This is a genomic window from Variovorax sp. KBW07 (assembly GCF_003852515.1).
Lineage (GTDB): Bacteria > Pseudomonadota > Gammaproteobacteria > Burkholderiales > Burkholderiaceae_C > Variovorax.
Genome location: NZ_QAJK01000028.1, coordinates 19,051 through 37,757, shown reverse-complemented (window position 1 = coordinate 37,757; position 18,707 = coordinate 19,051). Strand labels below are relative to the sequence as shown.

General features: G+C 66.1%; 18 protein-coding genes. 6 read left to right on the top strand and 12 right to left on the bottom strand.

Annotated features, from left to right (window positions below; genetic code table 11):
* Nucleotides 1-54: 54 nt before the first annotated feature.
* The 4 genes from DBV14_RS06330 to pmbA form a co-directional block, all read right to left on the bottom strand.
* Nucleotides 55-939 (bottom strand): carbohydrate ABC transporter permease, encoded by an 885-nt coding sequence (locus DBV14_RS06330; protein ID WP_260396838.1) that lies wholly within the window; start codon nucleotides 937-939, stop codon nucleotides 55-57.
* 5 nt (nucleotides 940-944) lie between these two features.
* Nucleotides 945-2,258 (bottom strand): sugar ABC transporter substrate-binding protein, encoded by a 1,314-nt coding sequence (locus DBV14_RS06325; protein ID WP_260396837.1) that lies wholly within the window; start codon nucleotides 2,256-2,258, stop codon nucleotides 945-947.
* A 175-nt stretch (nucleotides 2,259-2,433) separates the two neighbouring features.
* The gene (locus tag DBV14_RS06320) at nucleotides 2,434-3,384 is read right to left on the bottom strand and encodes an AraC family transcriptional regulator (protein ID WP_124458345.1); all 951 of its coding nucleotides are present in this window, start codon (nucleotides 3,382-3,384) and stop codon (nucleotides 2,434-2,436) included.
* A gap of 79 nt (nucleotides 3,385-3,463) precedes the next feature.
* A complete protein-coding gene (gene pmbA / locus DBV14_RS06315) occupies nucleotides 3,464-4,834 on the bottom strand; it encodes a metalloprotease PmbA (protein ID WP_124458344.1) in 1,371 nt (456 codons plus the stop codon).
* A 96-nt stretch (nucleotides 4,835-4,930) separates the two neighbouring features.
* Here pmbA and yjgA point away from each other — a divergent pair, with 96 nt between their 5' ends.
* Entirely contained in the window at nucleotides 4,931-5,587 is a 657-nt protein-coding gene (gene yjgA, locus DBV14_RS06310; protein ID WP_124458343.1) for a ribosome biogenesis factor YjgA, read from the top strand.
* Nucleotides 5,588-5,606: 19 nt separating this feature from the next.
* The gene (mog, locus tag DBV14_RS06305) at nucleotides 5,607-6,197 is read left to right on the top strand and encodes a molybdopterin adenylyltransferase (protein WP_124458342.1); all 591 of its coding nucleotides are present in this window, start codon (nucleotides 5,607-5,609) and stop codon (nucleotides 6,195-6,197) included.
* A 42-nt stretch (nucleotides 6,198-6,239) separates the two neighbouring features.
* Here mog and DBV14_RS06300 read toward each other — a convergent pair whose 3' ends face one another.
* On the bottom strand, nucleotides 6,240-6,650 hold the full coding sequence (locus DBV14_RS06300; protein ID WP_124458341.1) for a cupin domain-containing protein: 411 nt from the start codon (nucleotides 6,648-6,650) through the stop codon (nucleotides 6,240-6,242).
* A 71-nt stretch (nucleotides 6,651-6,721) separates the two neighbouring features.
* A complete protein-coding gene (locus tag DBV14_RS06295) occupies nucleotides 6,722-7,474 on the bottom strand; it encodes an SDR family oxidoreductase (protein WP_124458340.1) in 753 nt (250 codons plus the stop codon).
* Between DBV14_RS06295 and DBV14_RS33590 the strand changes: the two genes are divergently transcribed.
* Both DBV14_RS33590 and DBV14_RS06285 read left to right on the top strand, forming a co-directional pair.
* On the top strand, nucleotides 7,458-7,940 hold the full coding sequence (locus DBV14_RS33590) for a hypothetical protein (RefSeq protein ID WP_221621877.1): 483 nt from the start codon (nucleotides 7,458-7,460) through the stop codon (nucleotides 7,938-7,940). The two genes, DBV14_RS06295 and DBV14_RS33590, sit on opposite strands and share 17 nt — an antisense overlap.
* A 98-nt stretch (nucleotides 7,941-8,038) precedes the next feature.
* Nucleotides 8,039-8,314, top strand: a complete 276-nt coding sequence (locus DBV14_RS06285) for a hypothetical protein (protein WP_124458339.1) — start codon at nucleotides 8,039-8,041, stop codon at nucleotides 8,312-8,314.
* 10 nt (nucleotides 8,315-8,324) lie between these two features.
* Here DBV14_RS06285 and DBV14_RS06280 read toward each other — a convergent pair whose 3' ends face one another.
* Nucleotides 8,325-9,734, bottom strand: a complete 1,410-nt coding sequence (locus DBV14_RS06280; RefSeq protein WP_185545941.1) for a beta-propeller fold lactonase family protein — start codon at nucleotides 9,732-9,734, stop codon at nucleotides 8,325-8,327.
* A 361-nt stretch (nucleotides 9,735-10,095) separates the two neighbouring features.
* Between DBV14_RS06280 and DBV14_RS06275 the strand changes: the two genes are divergently transcribed.
* The gene (locus tag DBV14_RS06275) at nucleotides 10,096-10,548 is read left to right on the top strand and encodes a GFA family protein (RefSeq protein WP_124458337.1); all 453 of its coding nucleotides are present in this window, start codon (nucleotides 10,096-10,098) and stop codon (nucleotides 10,546-10,548) included.
* Between the two features lie 97 nt (nucleotides 10,549-10,645).
* Nucleotides 10,646-11,041: a hypothetical protein gene (locus DBV14_RS06270; RefSeq protein WP_124458336.1), complete on the top strand. Its 396-nt coding sequence runs from the start codon at nucleotides 10,646-10,648 to the stop codon at nucleotides 11,039-11,041.
* Between the two features lie 148 nt (nucleotides 11,042-11,189).
* On the opposite strand, the gene DBV14_RS06265 is transcribed toward DBV14_RS06270, so the two are convergent.
* From DBV14_RS06265 to DBV14_RS06245, 5 genes are all read right to left on the bottom strand, one after another.
* The gene (locus DBV14_RS06265) at nucleotides 11,190-12,113 is read right to left on the bottom strand and encodes a cation diffusion facilitator family transporter (protein ID WP_124458335.1); all 924 of its coding nucleotides are present in this window, start codon (nucleotides 12,111-12,113) and stop codon (nucleotides 11,190-11,192) included.
* Nucleotides 12,103-15,315, bottom strand: coding sequence for a CusA/CzcA family heavy metal efflux RND transporter (locus tag DBV14_RS06260; RefSeq protein WP_124458334.1), 3,213 nt, complete (start codon nucleotides 15,313-15,315; stop codon nucleotides 12,103-12,105). Before DBV14_RS06260 ends, DBV14_RS06265 begins: the two co-directional genes overlap by 11 nt.
* Before the next feature lie 10 nt (nucleotides 15,316-15,325).
* Complete coding sequence (locus DBV14_RS06255; protein WP_124458333.1) at nucleotides 15,326-16,711, bottom strand: efflux RND transporter periplasmic adaptor subunit; 1,386 nt, start codon at nucleotides 16,709-16,711, stop codon at nucleotides 15,326-15,328.
* A gap of 21 nt (nucleotides 16,712-16,732) precedes the next feature.
* On the bottom strand, nucleotides 16,733-18,094 hold the full coding sequence (locus DBV14_RS06250) for a TolC family protein (RefSeq protein WP_124458332.1): 1,362 nt from the start codon (nucleotides 18,092-18,094) through the stop codon (nucleotides 16,733-16,735).
* 96 nt (nucleotides 18,095-18,190) lie between these two features.
* On the bottom strand, nucleotides 18,191-18,565 hold the full coding sequence (locus DBV14_RS06245) for a hypothetical protein (RefSeq protein ID WP_124458331.1): 375 nt from the start codon (nucleotides 18,563-18,565) through the stop codon (nucleotides 18,191-18,193).
* Nucleotides 18,566-18,707: the final 142 nt, after the last annotated feature.

Genomic DNA, 18,707 nt, shown 5'->3' with positions numbered 1-18,707 from the left:
CGTCGCCCTGAACAGCAGCGCAAGAAACACCACAGCAAAAACAAGGACAGGAGTTCATCGCGTCCACTTCCAGATGTAGGTGAACGCGACAGTCGACGCGACCATCATCAGCACCGCCATGCTCGATGCGTACGAGATGCGCCCCGACTCTATGAACCCCTGCGAAAAGGCGTACATGTCCAGCGTCTCGGTAGAAATGCCCGGCCCGCCCCGCGTCATCACGTAGATCAGGTCGAAGGCCCGCAGCGACTCCACCATCTTCACGAACGTCAGGCTGATCAGCGGGGCCTTCAGCATCGGCAGCGCCACGTACGCGTACACCTCCCACGTCTTTGCGTGGTCCATGCGCGCGGCTTCGAACGGTTGCGGCGGCAAGGTTTCGAGCAGCTTCAGCACGATCACCGCGAAGAACAGGCCCCACTGCCACACGTCAACGAACGCCACCGTCAGCAACGCCGTCAACGGGTTGGCCAGCAGGTCGAGCGGCTCGCCCGTGATCGCCTTGTACGGCCACGTCAGCAGGCCGAACAACGGATGGAAAGCGAACTTCCAGACGAACGCCGCCGACACGCGCGGCAGCAGCACCGGCACGATGAACAGCATGCACAGCAGGTTGCGCCAGCGCGCCGTGGTGCACTGGAACAGCAGCACGCCCAGCAACACCGCCAGCACCATCGTCGCGCTGACCGTCACCACCTCCCAGGTCAGCGACACGCCCACCGAGTTGATGAAGCGCCGGTCCGAAAACAGCTGGATGTAGTTCGCGAACCAGACCCAGCCCGAATCGGCCTGGCCCAGCTCGCGGTCCTGCAGCGAGATGCCGATCGCGAACAGCGTCGGCACCAGCGCCAGGACCGCCAGCACCAGCAGGCCCGGCCCGATGAAGACCAGCGGCAGCCGCGTCTTGTTGCGGCCGCTTGCTCTTTTGCTCTCCCCCACGGCCATCACTTCTTGCGCCGTGCGATCAGCTGCCTGGCGTAGGCGTCGAGTTCATCGAGACCGCCCTGGATGTCGGTGCGCGAACCGGTAATCAGCTCTTCCAGGATGATCCCCCAGCGGTCGCCCAGGTCGGGCCACAGAGCGTCCTGCCAGAAGTTCACGGCCGTGACCTTGCCGGTATCGGCCAGCGCCTTGCCCAGGTCGGCGCCGTAGCGCTTGGCGAACTCGGGGCTGCCCAGCACGCTGGTGCGGTTGAGTTCGCTGAACTGGCCTTCGGCCAGGCGGCGCTGCTCCTGCTTCTTCGAGGTGGCCCAGGCGACGAACAGGCCCGCGCACTGCTTCGCTTCTTCGGTCTTGTTGGCCTTGGCGCCGATGGCCAGGCCGTGGCCGTAGCCACCGCCGGTCAGCGGGGCGGGCGGCGGCAGGTAGGCGACCTTGCCGATCACGGTCGAGGTCTTCGGATCGAGCGCATTGCCGGCAAGCGGCGTCGACTCGATCAGCATCGCGACCTTGCCGGCGAGGAAGGCGCCGGTGGATTCGTCCCAGCTGCCGGTCTTGGTGCCGGGCGCCGAATACTTGAACAGGTCGAGGTAGGTCTGCGTGGCCTTCAACGCGGCGGGCGAGTTGAAGACGGGCTTGTCGCCATCGAACCATTGGCCGCCATTGCCGCGGAAGAACGGCATCCAGCGCCACACATTGGCGCCCGAGCCGCGCTGGCCGCGCAGAGCCACGCCGTAGATGCCGTTGGCCGGGTCGTTGAGCTTCTTCGCGGCGGCGATGAATTCCTCGAGCGTGGTCGGCGGCTTGACGCCGGCCTTCTCCAACAGATCCTTGCGGTAGACCAGCAGGTCCCCGCCACCGGTGAGCGGCGCAAACCACGCCTGGCCCGCGAAGGTCGCGACCTTCTGGCGGCCGGGGTCGAAGTCGGCGTAGTCGTAGTCGGCCGGGTAGTACTTGGCGAGCGGCACGATCCACTTCGACTGAGCGAACAGCGGCACGTTGGCCTCGTCGACGTAGTACACGTGGTACTTGCCGACGGTCGAGGCGTCGGCGCGCGTCTTGGTGCGGCGGTCGTTCTCGTTGAGGTTGTCGATGTTGAACGAGACGCCGCTCAGGGTCTTGAACTCGTCCTTGTACTTCTCGAGCAGGGTCAGCCCGTCACGGGGCTGGGACAGGACGCGCACGTCCTCCTTGCAGACCTGGGGTGGCGTCTGGGCCTGGGCGGCCCCTGTGGTCATCGCGGCCATCGCCGCCAGCAAGGGCAGCAGCAACAGCGCGCAGCCCGTGGTCCGGTGCTGTGTGTCTAGGTTCTTCGGCATCGCTTCGTCTCCTTTGAACCTGCTGGGAATTGCCGGCAAATCGCGGCAGAAGCAGGAGGGATGAAGCGTAGGCAGCGCGGCGCCGGCACCGCGTACGAGCGGGCTGGCGCACTGGTATTTTCATGACCAGCCGGCTCGGGGTTTTGCCGGGGGTCAGATCCGTATCAGGGCAAATTCAGGCCGTGGTGGCCAGCGGCGTGCGTTGCCCGCTGCGCAGGCCGAAGCGGTCCTGTGCCTGCTGCCGGTAGGCCGAAGGCGTCATGCCCTTGAGCTGCAGAAAGCGCCGGTTGAAATTGGCCAGGTTCGAAAAGCCCACCTCGTAGCAGATGTCGCTCACCAGCCGGTCGGACACCTGCAGCATCTCGCAGGCCTTGGCGATGCGCAGCCGCGTGACGAAGTCGGTAAAGGTGGCGCCCATGTGCTTGTGGAAGTAGCGCGAGAAGCTGCTTTCGGCCATGTTGGCCACGGCGCAAACGGCCGGCAGCGAGAGCTCTTCGGTCAGGTGCTGGTCGAGGTAGTCGAGCACGCGGCGCATGCGCGTGTTGGCGCTCGGGTCTTCGCCCGCCGGCTCGGCGGCGCTCGAAATCTGCCGCCAGTCGGGCCAGTTGGCCAGCTCGTGCAACAGGCCGATGAACTCCGACAGGCGCGCCATGCCGTCTTGCGCCTGCACGCGCCGGAAGCGCTCGCGCACCAGGTCGCCGATGCCGAAGAACTCGACGCCCAGCCGGGCCCGGTCGAGCAGCGGCACCACGGCCTCCAGCTCGGAGAACAGGCCCACGCCCTTGCGCAGCGGCTCGTCGCGAAAGTGGATGACCATGCTGCGGTCGGCAATGCCCTCGGGCGGCACGTCGTGCGAAATCCAGGTGTGCGGCAGCCGTGCGCCCACCAGGGCCACGTAGCCGGGCTCGAAGCGGCCGATGTGGTTGCCCACGAAGACATCGCCGCTGCTGCGGTTGATGCACTGCAGCTCGTATTCGTCGTGGTAATGCCAGCAGTCGAAGGGCCAGGGCGCGCCGTGCTGCAGGCAGCGCACCGAGCCGCCGCCCGCCGGCTCGAAGCCCAGCCTTGGGTCGCGCAGCAGCTCGTGTTCGAGCTCGGGTTTTCTTGCGGCGTGGTGTCTGCTCATCCTGAATGTCTCCCTGCCTGAAACGAAGCCGGGGGTCTTTCGGGTCAGCGCCGCGAAGGGATTGGGCGGTGCCGCCGGATCAGGCGCCGGCCACCTTCATGCGGTTCACCAGCACCGACCCCGTGGTCTTGGCGCCGAAAGTGTAGGCATCCGCGCCGACGGCTTCAATGCCCATGAGCATGTCTTTCAGGTTGCCGGCGATGGTGATCTCCTGCACCGGGAAGGCGATTCGGCCCTTCTCGACCCAGAAACCGCTGGCGCCGCGCGAGTAGTCGCCGGTCACGTAGTTCACGCCCTGCCCCATCAGCTCGATCACGAACAGGCCGGTGCCGAGCTTGGCGAGCATGGCGTCGAGGTCGTCGGTGTGCTTGGTCAGGCGCGAGCTGAGCGTCAGGTTGTGCGAGCCGCCGGCGTTGCCGGTGGTCTTCATGCCCAGCTTGCGGGCCGAGTACGTCGACAGGAAGTAGCCTTCGAGCCGGCCGGCATCGACCACCTTGCGGGCCCGGGTGACCACGCCTTCGTCGTCGAAGGGCGAGCTGCCCTTGCCACGGATGATGTGCGGGTCTTCGGCAATGTCGATGTGCTTGGGCAGCACCGGCTTGCCCAGCGAATCGAGCAGGAAGGTGCTCTTGCGGTAGAGCGCTCCGCCGCTCACGGCCTGCACCAGCCCGCCCAGCAGGCCCACGGCCAGCGGCGACTCGAACAGCACCGGGCATTCGGTGGTCTTGATCTTTCGCGACTTCAGGCGGCTCAGCGCCCGTTCGGCGGCGTAGCGGCCCACGGCCTGCGGGCTGGCCAGCTCCTCGGCGGCGCGCATCGAGCTGTACCAGGCGTCGCGCTGCATGCCGTCGCCCTTGCCGGCGATGGGCGCGACCGAAATCGAGTGCCGCGAACTGGCGTAGCCACCGCGAAAACCGTGCGTGTGGGCGCTGAAGAAATGGCTCTGCTGGGCCGAGACGCCGGCGCCTTCGCTGTTGGTGATGCGCTTGTCGGTCGACAGGGCAGCCTCTTCGCATTCCAGCGCCAGCTTGGCGGCCTGCTCGCTCGTCACGTCCCAGGGGTGGAACAGGTCGAGCTCGGGGTGGTTCTTGGAGATGTCCGCCTCGTCGGGCAGGCCGCTCACGGGGTCTTCGGCCGTGAAGCGGGCGATGTCGTAGGCGGCGGCCACCGTCTGCTTGATGGCGGCCTCGGAGAAATCGGAAGTGCTGGCGTTGCCGCGGCGGTGGCCCACGTAGACCGTGATGCCCAGCGATTTGTCGCGGTTGCGCTCGACGTTCTCGAGTTCGCCCTTGCGGACCGAGACGCTCAGGCCGCAGCCCTCGGAGGCCTCGGCCCCGGCGTCGGTGGCGCCCAGCTTCTTGGCGTGCGCCAAGGCCGTGTCGACCAGGTTTTCGAAGAAGGAGCGGCTGTAGGCGAAGCCGGAATCGGCGCGCGAGGAGGATGTCGTCATGTGGTGGCTATGATACTTGCGCCCCCTATTTCTCGTTTTCCCACTGTCTGTTGCGCACATTGCAACGCCGCACGGTGCGGCCCAGAATCCAACTCCATGTCCCGCAAACCCAAAAAAGGCTATTTCGTCCGTGGCCAATTCGTTGCCGAAGGCAGCGAACTCGACCTCGAGCTCAAGCGTGAGCTCAAGGGCACCGACGAATCCAGCCGCACCGACCTCAAGCGCGAGAGCGACGAGCTGCAAAAGCTCGGCACCGAGCTGCTCGGCCTTCGCGCCGCCCTGTTCGACGCCCTCCAGCTCGACGAAAAACTGGTCGACGCCATCGCCGAGGCCAAGCGCATCACCAATTTCGAGGGCAAGCGCCGCCAGATGCAGTTCATCGGCAAGCTGATGCGCAAGCTCGAACCCGAGGTGCTGGAAGCCGTCAAGCTCGCCCTGACCGAGCAGAACACCGTGCCCGCCGCCGAAGCCGCCGCGCTGCACGAAGCCGAACGCTGGCGCGACCGCCTGATTGCCGACGACGATGCGCTCGGCGGCTGGATCGAAACCCACCCTGCCACCGATTCCCAGCAACTGCGCGCCCTGGTGCGCCAGGCCCGCAAGGACATGAAGACCGGCCCGGCCGGTGAAGCGCCGCGCCAGGGCAAGGCCTACCGCGAGATCTTCCAGCTGGTGCGTGCGCAGCTGGCGGTGCACGGCGGCGACGACCATGCGGCCGCGGCTGCGGCACAAGACCGGGAAGAGGACGCATGAGCCCCCTGCCTTTCTGACCATGAGCGCACCTGACTCCGTCCGCATCGGCATCGTCTCCATCAGCGACCGCGCCTCCAGCGGCACCTACGAAGACAAGGGCCTGCCCGCGCTCAAGGAATGGCTCGGCCGCGCGCTGAAGAACCCCATCGAATTCGAGCCCCGCTTGATCCCCGACGAGGCCGCCGGCATCAGCGCCGCGCTGATCGGGCTGGTCGACGCCGGCTGCTCGCTGGTGCTCACCACCGGTGGCACCGGCCCCGCCCTGCGCGACGTGACCCCCGAAGCCACGCTGGCCGTCGCCCACAAGGAAATGCCCGGCTTCGGCGAGCAGATGCGCCAGATCAGCCTGCGCTTCGTGCCGACCGCGATCCTTTCGCGCCAGGTGGCGGTGATCCGCGACAAGAGCCTGATCATCAACCTGCCAGGGCAGCCCAAGTCGATTGCGGAAACGCTCGAAGGGCTGAAGGATGCCGATGGCACGCAGCTCGTGCCGGGCATCTTCGCGGCCGTGCCCTACTGCATCGACCTGATCGGCGGGCCGTACCTGGAAACCGACGACACGGTCTGCAAGGCCTTCAGGCCCAAGTCGGCGATTCGCCCGCCGCGCTGAGGTCTTGTCAGGGCCGGCGCCATGCCCATGCGCCGGCGTTGCTTACTTGACCAGCGTAAGCAGCGGCACGCCCTTGTCCTTGACCATCGTCACCAGGAACTTCGCGGGTTGGGTCGCACTGGCGTTGCGGCCCACGGTGTGGATGTCCGCCGGGCCTTCGTAGAAGGTCTGGCCCGGCGTCAGCGTGAACTCCTTGCCGCCCTTCACTCCCATCACGATCGAGCCTTCGAGCACGTACACGAAGGCATGCGCGTCGTGGCGATGGACCGGGTCGACCGAGCCCGGCGGAAAGTCGACGATGAACGAGATCGCTTCCTTGCCGGGCATGTCCGCCAGGTCTTTCGTCATCAGCATGGTCACCGCGGCTTCGGGCGCCGCCAGGGCGGGCTGCGCGGCGAACACACCGAGTGCGAGGCCCAGGGAAATGCAGGTCTTCTGAAAAAAATAGGTCATGGCTTGCCTTTGCGGCCCGCGTTGCGGGCCTTGAAATGAATGGATGAATCAATGAGCCGGTAGCCGGCGGCTCAGGCCCGCGCGCGCTGCGCGAGCCAGTATTCGAAGCGCGTCGTCGCCAGGCGCGGGGCGGCGCCGGGCGTCAGCGAACGGTCGCCCAGCTGCACGCCGAAGTAGCTCGCCTGCGCATCGGTCACGACCGGCCGCCTGTCGCCCGTTGCAGCGAACAGGCGGCGCACCAGCGCATCGAGCGGCAGCGCCTGCGGCCCCGCGATTTCGATCCGGCTCCGCGCGGGCGGCTCGGCCACCACGACGGCCAGCGCGGCAGCTACGTCGTCCGCCGCCATCGGCTGGATCAGCGCGTTCGACAAACGGACTGCGCCGTCTTGTACGCTCCCATCGGCAATACCCGCCACGAACTCGAAGAACTGCGTGGCCTGCACGATGGTCCAGGGCACCGGCGAAGCTTCGATCAGTTCCTCCTGGCGCTGCTTGGCCCGGAAATAACCGCTGGCCAGCAGGCGCTCGGTGCCCACCACCGACAGCGCGACAAGGTGCGCCACGCCGGCCTGGGCAGCCGCCGCCAACAGGTTGCGCCCCGCCGTGTCGAAGAAATGCAGCGCCGCGTCGTCTTCGAACGACGGCGAGTTCGCCACGTCCACGACCACCTGTGCGCCCGCCAGCGCCTCCTTCAGGCCCTCGCCCGTGAGCGTGTTGACGCCCGTGGAAGGCGATGCGGCAACGACCTCGTGGCCGGCATGGCGCAGCAGGGTTGCGAGCTTAGAGCCGATGAGGCCCGAGCCTCCGATGATGACGATCTTCATGGTCGATTCCTTGGTAGAGGGAGTCAAAGAGAAACGCCCCCCGTGGGCGTCCATCCAAGGAAGACGTCCAGCGGGAGGCGTTTGTGACAAGGGAATCGAAAACCGCCGGAATATCAGGCTGCCGGGCGCAAAGCTCGGTGGCAGCGACCGGCTACAGTCGGCTCAAGATACACGCGCGATCCCGCAGCCCCAATCAATGAATCGCCTCGGCCTGGTGCTTTGTGCCCTTTACGGAACCATCATCGCCGTGTGCGTTGCGCTGGCCATGACGGCCGGTGGCGACCCCAAAGGCCGACTCGTATTCCTTCAGCTTCCCATTGCGCTTCAAGCCTCAGCGCTGGATGCACTGGGCCTCGGATGGCTCATCGAGCGCCTGACTTGGGGCGCCGCCTACCTCGCACTCGCGATACCCACGCTTACCATGCTCTACCTTGCCGGCAGGTTTGTGAGTGGTCGTTTTCGGTGAGGTATTCGCTGGATGCGTTGCGACGAAATGCAGCAGCGCGCGGCCTGTGGAGGCCGTCGCCCAGTGCACCCCTCAAAACCTCACGGACCATTTGAACCATGACTCTTTCCTGGGTGCTGCTCGCTGCAGCGGTCGTCTTTGGCTACCTCGCCTGCGACGCTGCGCGCCTTTCAACATCGGCCAAGGATGTTCCCTACGCCCTGACCGCAAAGGCCTGGGGCGAAGACGTCACTCATGTGCCGCTTGCCGAGCAAGAAAAGCGAAAGCAGTACGGCGCACGCCACGGCATCGGCGACCTCAGCCAAGCGGTCTGGCTCTTCGGCATCCTCTGTGTGAGTTGCCTGGCGTGGGCGGCATATTCCTTCTTCGCTTGAGCCAGCGGCGCTATCTCGACAACACCAGCGCTTGCGGGTTGATCCCCCCGGTCGCCACCGTCGGCTGCACGGTCAGCGGGCTCAACGCGCCGGTGGCGGCATCGATGGTGTAGCCCGATATGTCCTTGGAAACGCTGTTCGTCGCGTAGGCGAAGCGGCCCGTGGGGTCTACGGTGACGGCCAAGGGAGTGGTTCTTGTGGGCACCGTCGGCGGGGTCATCGCACTCAAGACGCCGGTGATGGCATCGATGGAATAGCCCGACACGGCGTTGCTGTATGCATTCGTCACATAGGCGAACCGGCCCGTCGGGTCCACGGCGACGGAGTTGGGGCCGGTGCCCGCGCTCACCGTCGGCATGGCCACCAGCGAACTCAACGCGCCGGTGCTGGCGTCGATGGTGTAGGCCGACACGTTGCCGGAGCCTGAGTTCGCCACGTAGGCAAACCGGCCCGTAGGGTCCACGGCGATGGCGATGGGTGTAATTCCCGCAAGCACCGGCGTGAGCACTGGACTCAACGCGCCCGTGCTGGCATCGATGGCGTACACCGACACATTGTTGGAGCCCTGGTTCACCACATAGGCAAACCGGCCCTGGGGGTCCATGGTGATGGTGTTGGGCAAGCGCCCTGTCGGCACCGGCGGCGAGCCCATCGGACTCACGGCGCCGGTGCCGGCGTCGATGGAATAGCCGGACACGGTGTCGTCGCCGAAATTTGCAACATAGGCAAACCGGCCCGTGGGGTCGACGGTGATGAAGGCGGGTGAAGCCCCCGTTGCCTCCGGCAGCAAGCCCGTCGAACTCAGTGCGCCGGTGCCGACATCGACAGCAAAGACCGAGACGGTTGCATCGACTTGATTCACTACGTACGCAAACCGGCCCGTGGGCTCCACGGCAATGGAGGCAGGGGCGCGGCCTGTCGTCAACATCGGCCCGGCCGCGCCCAATGCGCCGGTGCTGGCATCGATGGTGTAAGGAAACAGGTTGTCGGAGTTCTTATTCGTCACATAGGCAAAGCGTGCCGCGGGCGCGGCACAGGTCACCGCCACGTTGGTGACGGCGGCATCGGCGACAGTGCCCGTGCCGTTGCCGACGGTGCAGACCCGGGTCAGGATTCTCGACTGGGACTTGACCGTGACCGCATAGGCTGCCCCACCGGGCAGCTTGGTGGAAAAACTGAAAGTGCCGTTCGCCGCGATGGCCAGGTCGTCGCCGGCGTTGTTCTGCAACACCAGGCCGGAACCCAGCAAGCCGCTGACATTGCCGCTCACTGTGTAGGTGGCGCCTGGGCCTGCCGGTGGCGCGGGAACCTCCGGCACAGGCGCGGCTGGCGGCGGCGTCGATGCCGAGGGGAAGAAGCCACCGCCTCCACCGCCACCACCACCGCATGAGGCCAGGCCGACAAGCATCGTGCCCAGCAAGACGCTGCCCAGCCGATCAGGCCATGAACGCCGGGTGAGCTTCCCGCGCGAAAGTTGAGAACAAGTGCCGTGGGTGGGGGCGAGCGCCGACATGCAGGAAGCCTTTGGATCAAACGAATTTCAAAACGTGTCGGAGTGTGAGTTTTTCGTTCGCTTCGATCCATCCCCGAGAACTGGTAGATGGCTGATCAGACAGCACTTGATATTGGGCAGGCGAAGGATGAGCCATAGACTCCACTGAAGCAATGAAGCTCGGTTGTGCGTTGCTGAAACCAATTCAGAGTTGTTGGACCAGAGTCGGCCACGAGCCGTTTTCGGCAAGATGGCACACCGGATTCACATCATGCAAAGGGAGGTGGAGATGACGAATTCAGAATTTGACGACCGCAACGTTCTTCAGGCAGCTTGCCATTGCAAGGCTGTCCGATTCACTGTCTTGTTGACCGATGGCTTGCGAACGGCACGCCGCTGCAATTGCACGTACTGCAGCATGCGTGGGGCGGTGGCCGTTTCAGCCAACCTGGACGACATACATGTCGTGCAGGGCGCGGACAAGCTGACGCTCTACCAGTTCAATACCGGCCAGGCGAAGCATTACTTCTGCTCGGTGTGCGGCATCTATACCTTTCACTCCCGGCGCTCCGTCCCGAGCCAATACGGCGTGAACGTGGCGTGCATTGCCGGTCTGAGCCCGTTCGACTTCGACGAAGTTCCTGTGTTGGAGGGCCGAAGCCACCCCAAAGACCGGAGCGACGGCGGGCCGATGACGGCGGGCCGGCTCAGCTATCGTGCCAACACCGGCGATGAGCGTTGAGGTAACGCGTTCCCACGCTTCAAGACAAGCACATGTGCGCGGGCTGACAAGCCGACGGCAGATGGCCATCGTTGAACATTGACATTGAGGGAGTCGTATGCATCGAGCAATTGCGCTGGTCTTGTGCCTGGTCGCAAGCGTTTCAGCGACTGCGCAGCCATCGGATGAAAAAAGAGCGCAGTACGAGAGGGAACACGCGGAAGTAGTGAAGATGTTCCGGGCCGAGACGGGGTTCGAGGAAATCGACCGAGGAGAAGTCCTTCAGTTCATCGACAACAAGCAATCGAGAGTTTTCTTGGTAACGAAGCCAGGCCATCCGGCGCACCCGGCAGTCGTTACTCGTCAGGCATTCGAGTACAAAGGACAGCTCTTTCTAAAGTCCAATGGCATGGGGAGAGGAGACCAGAACGCCCTGAAAGTTTGGGTCGACTACCTGGACTCCGAGGCCAAGGCGGCAATCGATAAAAAGCGTGAAGAGGCCGTCAAGCCATGACGGTCCATCGCGCTGGCCCCAAACATCGAACGGCGGCTCTGGCGGCATGCGAGTGACAACAACGGGCTTCCCGTATTGCCTTCGAGAAGGGCCTGCTTCGCGCCGCAACCCCTGACGATCGGTGAATGGCCCAGCTCCCAGTTGCGAACTACACCGCCCCCACAGCCGGCCCGAACCCATGGCTCTCCGCCGCCTGCTCGCAAGGCACCCGCTCCACCTGCACCGTCGAATGGTGGATGTCGAATTTCTCCGCCAGCAGCGCGCGCAACTGCAGCATCAGCGGCGCCATGTCGCTCACCTCGGGCGTGCACACCACGTGCACGCTCAGGCTCACCTTGCCGCTGGACAGTGCCCACACGTGCAGGTCGTGCAGGCTGGCCACGCCTTCACTTGCCAGCAGCGCACTTTCCACCGCGGGCAGATCGACGTCGTCGGGCACCCCTTCCAGCAGCACATTCAGGCTTTCGCGCAGCAGCCGCCATGTGCGCGGCAGCACCCACAGCCCGATGGCCACGGCAATCACCGAATCGACCCAGGCCCAGCCGGTGAAGCGGATCACCAGCGCGCCGACGATCACGCCGACCGAACCCAGCATGTCGGCCCACACCTCCAGGTACGCGCCCTTCACGTTGAGGCTCTTGTCCTTGCCGGCGGCCAGCAGGCGCATGCCGATGAGGTTGACGACGAGGCCGCCGGTGGCCACCAGCAGCATCATGGTCGACTGGATCTCGGCCGGCGCCGAGATGCGCCGGTACGCCTCGTACAGCACGTAGATGGCCACGAAGAACAGCAGCACCGCGTTGAGCACGGCGGCCAATATCTCGAAGCGGTAGTAGCCGAAGGTGCGCCGCTTGTCGGCCGGCCGTTTGCCGATCCAGATGGCGGCCAGCGAAATTGCCAGCGCCACGGTGTCAGTGAACATGTGGGCCGCGTCGGACAGCAGCGCCAGGCTGCCCGAGACCAGCCCGCCGATCACCTCGGCCACGAGGTAGGTCGAGGTCAGCAGCAGCGCCCAGCGCAGCGCCTTTTCATTGCCACCTGTGGCGACAGCGTGTGAATGCTCATGGGCCATGGGAACCTCGCAGTGCGGGATCGAGTGGCGCGCCGTGGCTTTGCTCCTGCCCTGCCGGCTCTTGCACCTCGTCCTCGTCGCGCCGGTGCGCAATGCGGTAGAGCAGCGGAAGCACCAGCAGCGTCAGCGCGGTCGACGAGAGGATACCGCCGATCACCACGGTGGCCAGCGGCCGCTGCACCTCGGCGCCGGTGCCGGTGGCAATGGCCATGGGCACGAAGCCCAGCGACGCGACCAGCGCGGTCATGAGCACCGGCCGCAGACGGGTGAGCGCGCCCTCGCGAATGGCCGCGTCGAGCGGCAGCCCGCCTTCGCGCAGGTTGCGTATGAACGAGATCATCACCAGCCCGTTGAGCACGGCCACGCCCGACAGCGCGATGAAGCCCACCGCCGCGGAGATCGACAACGGAATGCCGCGCATCCACAGCGCGACGATGCCGCCGGTGAGCGCGAACGGAATGCCGGTGAACACCAGCAGCCCGTCTTTCAGGTTGCCGAACATCGCGAACAGCAGCGTGAACACCAGCAGCAGCGACACGGGCACCACCACCTGCAGGCGCTGCGTGGCCGAGGCCAGGTTCTCGTACTGGCCGCCCCACACGGTCCAGTAGCCGGTGGGAATGGTCACCTTGCGCATGGCTTCTTCGGCTTCGGCCACGAACGAACCGAGGTCGCGGCCCCGCACGTTGGCGCTGACCACGATGCGGCGCTTGCCGTTCTCGCGGCTCACCTGGTTGGGGCCCGGCGCCAGCTCCAGCGTGGCGACTTCGCCCAGCGGAATGAAGCTGGTGCGCAGCCCTTCGGAGCCCGCGCCCTTGGGCAGCGCCACCGGCAGGCGCTTGATGGCCTCCAGGTCGGTGCGCAGGTTCTCGGGCAGGCGCACGATGATGTCGAAGCGCCTGTCGCCGTCGAACAGCGTGCCCGACTCCCGCCCACCCACCGCAATGGAAATCGCTTCCTGCACGTCGCCCACGTTGAGGCCGTAGCGCGCGGTCTTGCTGCGGTCGATGTTCACCGTGAGCATCGGCAGGCCGGTGGTCTGCTCGACCTTCACTTCGGCGGCGCCGGATATCTTGCCCAGCACTTCCGAGACCTCGGCCGCGGTCTTGTTGAGCACGTCCATGTCGTCGCCGAAGATCTTCACGGCCACGTCGCTGCGCACACCCGAGATCAGCTCGTTGAAACGCAACTGGATGGGCTGCGAGAACTCGTAGTTGTTGCCCGGCAGCTTCTCGACTTCTTCCTGCACCGCCGCAAGAATTTCCGCGCGCGTGCGCTTCGGCTTGGGCCATTCGCTCTCGGGCTTGAGCATGATGTAGCCGTCGGAAATGTTCGGCGGCATCGGGTCCGATGCAATCTCTGCCGTGCCGGTGCGCGCGAACACGCGCTCGATCTCGGGGAATTTGTCTTTCAGCGTGCGCTCGAGCTGCTTCTGCATCTCGACCGATTGCGTAAGGCTGGTGCCCGGAATGCGCAGTGCCTGAATGGCGAAGTCGCCTTCGCTCAGGCTGGGCACGAACTCCGTGCCCAGGCGCGTGGCCAGCAGGCCCGACAGCAGCACCGCCACCACGGCCGTGGTGATGACAAAAGGCTTGGCATTCATCACGCGCGCCAGCAGCGGCTCGTAGCCACGCTTGGCCCACTGCATGAGGCGGTTTTCCTTCTCGTCGACCTTGTTGCCGATGAACAGCGCCACGGCCGCGGGAATGAAGGTGATCGACAGGATCATCGCGCCCAGCAGCGCAATCACCACGGTGAAGGCCATCGGATGGAACAGCTTGCCTTCGACACCGGTGAGCGCAAAGATCGGCAGGTACACGATCATGATGATCAGCTGGCCGAACAGCAGCGGGCGCCGCGCCTCCTGCGAGGCCGCGAACACTTCATGAAAACGCTCGCTGCGCGTGAGCGGCCTGCCGTACTTGGCCTGCGCATGGGCCAGCCTTCGCACGCAGTTCTCGACGATGACCACCGCGCCGTCGATGATGATGCCGAAGTCGAGCGCGCCCAGGCTCATGAGGTTGGCGCTGATCTTCTGGTTCACCATGCCGGTGAAGGTGAAGAGCATCGACAGCGGAATCACCAGCGCGGTGATCAGCGCCGCGCGGATGTTGCCCAGGAACAGGAACAGGATGGCAATGACCAGCACCGCGCCCTCGAACAGGTTCTTCTTGACGGTGGCGATGGCCTTGTCGACCAGCACCGTGCGGTCGTACACCGTCACGGCCTTCACGCCGGCGGGCAGCGTGCGGTTGATCTCCTGCATCTTCTTGTCGACGGCCTGCGACACGGTGCGGCTGTTCTCGCCGATCAGCATGAACACCGTGCCCAGCACCACCTCGCGGCCGTTGTCGGTGGCGGCGCCGGTGCGCAGCTCCTTGCCGATGCCGACCTCGGCCACGTCCTGCACGCGCAGCGGCACGCCGTTGGCATTGCCCAGGATGACGTTGCCGATGTCTTCCGCCGACTTGACCTGCCCCGGCGCGCGAATCAGGTATTGCTCGCCGCGCTTTTCGATGTAGCCCGCGCCCACGTTGGCGTTGTTGCGCTCCAGCGCGGTGACCAAGTCGGTCATGGTGAGGCCGTGGGCCAGCAGCTTGGCGGGGTCGGGCGCGATCTGGAATTCCTTGGCGTAGCCGCCGATGGAGTTGATCTCGGTCACGCCCGTCACGTTGCGCAGCTGCGGCTTGATGATCCAGTCTTGTATCTCGCGCAGGTCGGTCGAGGTGTAGGGCTTGCCGTCGGCCTTCTTCGCGCCCTCCTCGGCCTCGACGGTCCAGAGATAGATCTCGCCCAGGCCGGTCGAGATGGGCCCGATCACCGGCGAAATGCCGCGCGGCATCTTCTCGCGCGCCGACTGGATGCGCTCGTTCACCAGTTGCCGCGCAAAGTAGATGTCGGTGCCGTCCGCGAAGATCACCGTCACTTGCGACAGGCCGTAGCGCGACAGCGAACGGGTCTGCTGCAGGCCGGGCAGCCCGGCCATGACTGTTTCGATGGGGTAGGTCACGCGCTGCTCCGCCTCCAGCGGCGAGTAGCCAGGCGCGGCGGTGTTGATCTGCACCTGCACGTTGGTGATGTCGGGCACCGCGTCGATGGGCAGCTTCTGGTAGCTGAAGACGCCGAGCGCGGCCATGCCCAGCACGGCCAGCAGGATCAGCCAGCGCTGCTCTATGGAGAAGCGGATGATTCGTTCGAACATGCGGGCGTCCTCAGTGGGTGTGCGTGGCGGAGCTCTTGCCCTGCTGCGACTTCACGACGAAGCTGCCGCTGGCGGCGTAGGCCGCGCCGGGCTTCAGGCCGCCCACGATCTCGATGCGCTTGCCGTCGCTGCGGCCGACCTGCACGTGCTGCGGCACGAAGCCGCCGGGCACCTTCAGGAACACGGTGGGCTTTTCTTCCACCGTCTGCACGGCTTCGGCCGCCACGGTCACGGGCGCTTCCGCTTCGGAGGCCACCAGCTCGACATTCACGAACAGGCCCGGCCGCCAGATGCGCTGCGGGTTGGTCAGCGTGACGCGCGCGGTGGCGGTGCGCGTCTGCGCGCCGATCAGCGAGCCCACGTACGACACGGTGCCGCGGGCCGTCTGGTCGAAGGCACTGGAACGGATGCTCACCGGCTCGCCGATGCGCACCAGGTTCAGGTTGTTGGCGGCCACGCTGATCTCGGCCCACACGGTCGACAGGTCGGAAATGGTGAACACGTTGACGGCCTCGCCCACCGATTCGCCGAGCGAGATGTGCTTTTCGACCACCATGCCGTCGAAGGGTGCGCGCAGCTCGTAGCGGCCCAGGGCCGACGCACCGGGCGTGGCGCCGAGCGCCAGCAGCTTCTGGTTGGCGTTGGCCACGGCGATCTGCGATTCCTGCATGACCTGCTGAGCGGCCAGGTAGTCCTGCTGCGGGGAGATCTTTTCTTCCCACAGCTTCTTCTCGCGTTCGTAGGTGGTGCGCGCCAGCTCCAGCCGGCGCTGCGCCGACTGCAATGCGCTGCGCTGCTCCGACAGCGCCGGGCTCGACAGCACGGCCAGCACCTGGCCGCGCTTGACCTCCTGCCCCAGGTTGGCCGACACGCTGTCGACCACGCCCGCCACGCGCGGCACCACGTGGGCCGTGCGGTCTTCGTTGAATTTGATCTCGCCCGGCAACTGCAGCGACGACTTGATGCGCGCAGGGCCGGCGTTCTCGATGGTCATGTCGGCGGCCTTGATCTGCGCGTCGGTGAAGGGGATGGTTTCTTCGTCCTCCTTGTGGCCGGCGGACGCCTTGGCAGCCACCTCGGTTTTCTCGCCCTTGGGTGCTTCACCCTTCGCGGCAGGCGTCTCTTCGTGGTGCTCCTTGTCGTCGTGGCCCTTGGCCTCGCCGTGGCTGTGGTCGTGGTCCTTGCCCTCTTCCTTGCCGTGCTTGCCACCTTCCTCATGGTGCTCGCCGTCGCCGTGGCCGGCCTCTTCCGAATGCCCCGCCGCCTGCGGCTTGGAGGGCGCGGTGCGCAGGATCAGCGCACCGACGCCGAGCCCCACGACCAGCACCGCCACGATGGCCATCCACTGCTTCTTGCCGACACGCTCGGAAAGAGAATTGCGTTCTTGCTTGTTCATGATCTGTTGATTCCTTGTCGGTCAGCGCGCGGGTGGCGTCGCGCTCGGGATGTCGTCGCCTTCGTTGCCCAGCAGCCGGTCGAGATCGCCCGAGGCGCGGTACGCATCGGCCAGCGCAACCAGGTACTGCGCGCGCACCTGAAACAGCGTGCGTTGCGCGTCCAGCGCTTCGAGAAAGCTGAACTTGCCGAGCTCGAAGCCCTTGGTGGCGGCCTTGTAGGCGGTCTCGGCGCCGGGCAGCGCGTCGCGTTGCAGGGTCTCGGCGGTGGCACGCGCCGAGCGCAGGCGCTCGGTGGCCTGCGCCACGTCGGCGCCCAGTTGCAGCTCGGCGGCGGCAAGGTCGTCGCGCGCCTTTTCCTCGCGGCTCAGCGCCTCGGCAAGGTTGCCGCGGTTGGTGTCGAAGATCGGCAGCGGAATCGACACGCCCACCACCACCTGGTTGCGCCGGCTGCTGCTGGGCGTGGCGCCTTCGGTTTCAACGGGCGCCGGCACGCGCTTGACGCCCAGCGACACGGTAACGTCGGGCACGCGCTTGGCCCGCTCCAGGCTCGACAGCGCCTCGCGCCGCTCGACTTCGAGCCGCGCCTGGCGCAGCACGGGCGCCGCGAAGAAGCGGCCCTCCACGTCCTTCGAGGTGGCGACCGCCGGCAATTGCTCTACGGCGCCGTCCACCCGCGTGAAGCGCGGACTCGGGTTGCCCCACAGCGCGGCCAGCAGCTGGCGCGACGAGCGCAGCGTGCCTTCGGCCTGCAGCAACTCGACGCGCGTGCCGGCTTCGGCCACGCGCGCCTTGGTTTCTTCCAGCGGCGACACCTTGCCGGCGGCCACGCGGTTGGCGGCGGCGCGGGTGGCCGTTTGCGCCAGGCCCACGGAATCCTGCGCCAGGCGCAGGCGCTCCTGCGCCGTGAGCACGTCGAAGAAGGCGCTCACGGTGGCGGCACGCAGCTCGGAGCGGCGCGCCACCAGCGCCGATGCGGCCTGGTCGCGTGCGCGCTCGGCCGCCGTCACGCGGGCGGCCCGCTTGCCGCCCAGCTCGATGGGCTGGCTCAGTTGCAGCGTGGTGGTGCGGTTGTCGCGGCGCAGGTCTTCCAGCTGGGCGCCCAGCACGGGGTTGGGCCAGGCACCGGCCTGGACGATGGCGCCTTCGGTGGCTTCCTGCTCGCGCTGCGCGGAAGACAGGCCGGGGTTGAACTGCAGCACCATCGCGATGGCGCCGTGCAGGGTCAGCGGGCCCGCGGGCTCCAGTGTCCTGGCGGCCGGCCGGGCTGACGACGGGTAAGACTGGGTGCCGGCCACGGTCGCGGCCTCTGGCTGCAGTGACTGTGAAAAAGCCGGGGGTACCGCCATGGCCAAAACGGCCAGCGGCACGAAGAGCGTGCGCATCGAATTCTCCTGGGTTGCAAAACAACGGACGGACGAATTCGGCGAGAGCTCAGCTGATGAGGGTAACGATCAGTGGGGTTGTGTTCTCTCGCCGAATCAGGCGGCAAGAGACCAGTCGGGGCGGACCGGAACGTCGGAGATGTGCGAGACGAACGCCTCGGCGGTGGGAGCGCGCAGCACCTGGGCCTGCAGCGTCAGCACGGGCAACTCGCCCGCGCTCAGGTCGGCATGGTGGGCATGGCCGAAGTGGCTGACCACGCAATGGCCGACCGCGCCGGCGGGCTGGGTGCTGGTGTTTTTCTTGGCGCCGTCGCCGATGTGGGTGCGGTCGGTGCCGCGAGGCTCGTCTTCGTGATGGCCCCAGTGGTAGGGCTGGCTGTCGCGCTCATGCTGGCAGTACGCAGCCGACGCCGCCCAGCTGAGCTGGAACGGGAGCAGGAACAGCAGAAAGAGCAGAAGCCAGCGGCGCATGAGGCAAAAAGTATATCGGCCGCCTGTGAAACAGCCCCCTGAAAAGGCCCTCCGGTTCGAAGGCCCGGGCCAATGTATGACACGGGTCCGGGGCCTTGTCTGTCAATAGGATTACTAAATCGTAACCTCTGTATCAAGAGCG

Coding starts and splice junctions, on each gene's coding strand:
- mog (WP_124458342.1), top strand. CDS start 5,607: ATGAGCGCACCTGACTCCGTCCGCATCGGCATCGTCTCCATCAGCGAC.
- pmbA (WP_124458344.1), bottom strand. CDS start 4,834: ATGACGACATCCTCCTCGCGCGCCGATTCCGGCTTCGCCTACAGCCGC.
- DBV14_RS06255 (WP_124458333.1), bottom strand. CDS start 16,711: ATGAACAAGCAAGAACGCAATTCTCTTTCCGAGCGTGTCGGCAAGAAG.
- DBV14_RS33590 (WP_221621877.1), top strand. CDS start 7,458: ATGATGACGATCTTCATGGTCGATTCCTTGGTAGAGGGAGTCAAAGAG.
- DBV14_RS06245 (WP_124458331.1), bottom strand. CDS start 18,565: ATGCGCCGCTGGCTTCTGCTCTTTCTGCTGTTCCTGCTCCCGTTCCAG.
- DBV14_RS06260 (WP_124458334.1), bottom strand. CDS start 15,315: ATGTTCGAACGAATCATCCGCTTCTCCATAGAGCAGCGCTGGCTGATC.
- DBV14_RS06295 (WP_124458340.1), bottom strand. CDS start 7,474: ATGAAGATCGTCATCATCGGAGGCTCGGGCCTCATCGGCTCTAAGCTC.
- DBV14_RS06270 (WP_124458336.1), top strand. CDS start 10,646: ATGCATCGAGCAATTGCGCTGGTCTTGTGCCTGGTCGCAAGCGTTTCA.
- DBV14_RS06325 (WP_260396837.1), bottom strand. CDS start 2,258: ATGCCGAAGAACCTAGACACACAGCACCGGACCACGGGCTGCGCGCTG.
- DBV14_RS06300 (WP_124458341.1), bottom strand. CDS start 6,650: ATGACCTATTTTTTTCAGAAGACCTGCATTTCCCTGGGCCTCGCACTC.
- DBV14_RS06250 (WP_124458332.1), bottom strand. CDS start 18,094: ATGCGCACGCTCTTCGTGCCGCTGGCCGTTTTGGCCATGGCGGTACCC.
- DBV14_RS06265 (WP_124458335.1), bottom strand. CDS start 12,113: ATGGCCCATGAGCATTCACACGCTGTCGCCACAGGTGGCAATGAAAAG.
- DBV14_RS06285 (WP_124458339.1), top strand. CDS start 8,039: ATGACTCTTTCCTGGGTGCTGCTCGCTGCAGCGGTCGTCTTTGGCTAC.
- DBV14_RS06275 (WP_124458337.1), top strand. CDS start 10,096: ATGACGAATTCAGAATTTGACGACCGCAACGTTCTTCAGGCAGCTTGC.
- yjgA (WP_124458343.1), top strand. CDS start 4,931: ATGTCCCGCAAACCCAAAAAAGGCTATTTCGTCCGTGGCCAATTCGTT.
- DBV14_RS06320 (WP_124458345.1), bottom strand. CDS start 3,384: ATGAGCAGACACCACGCCGCAAGAAAACCCGAGCTCGAACACGAGCTG.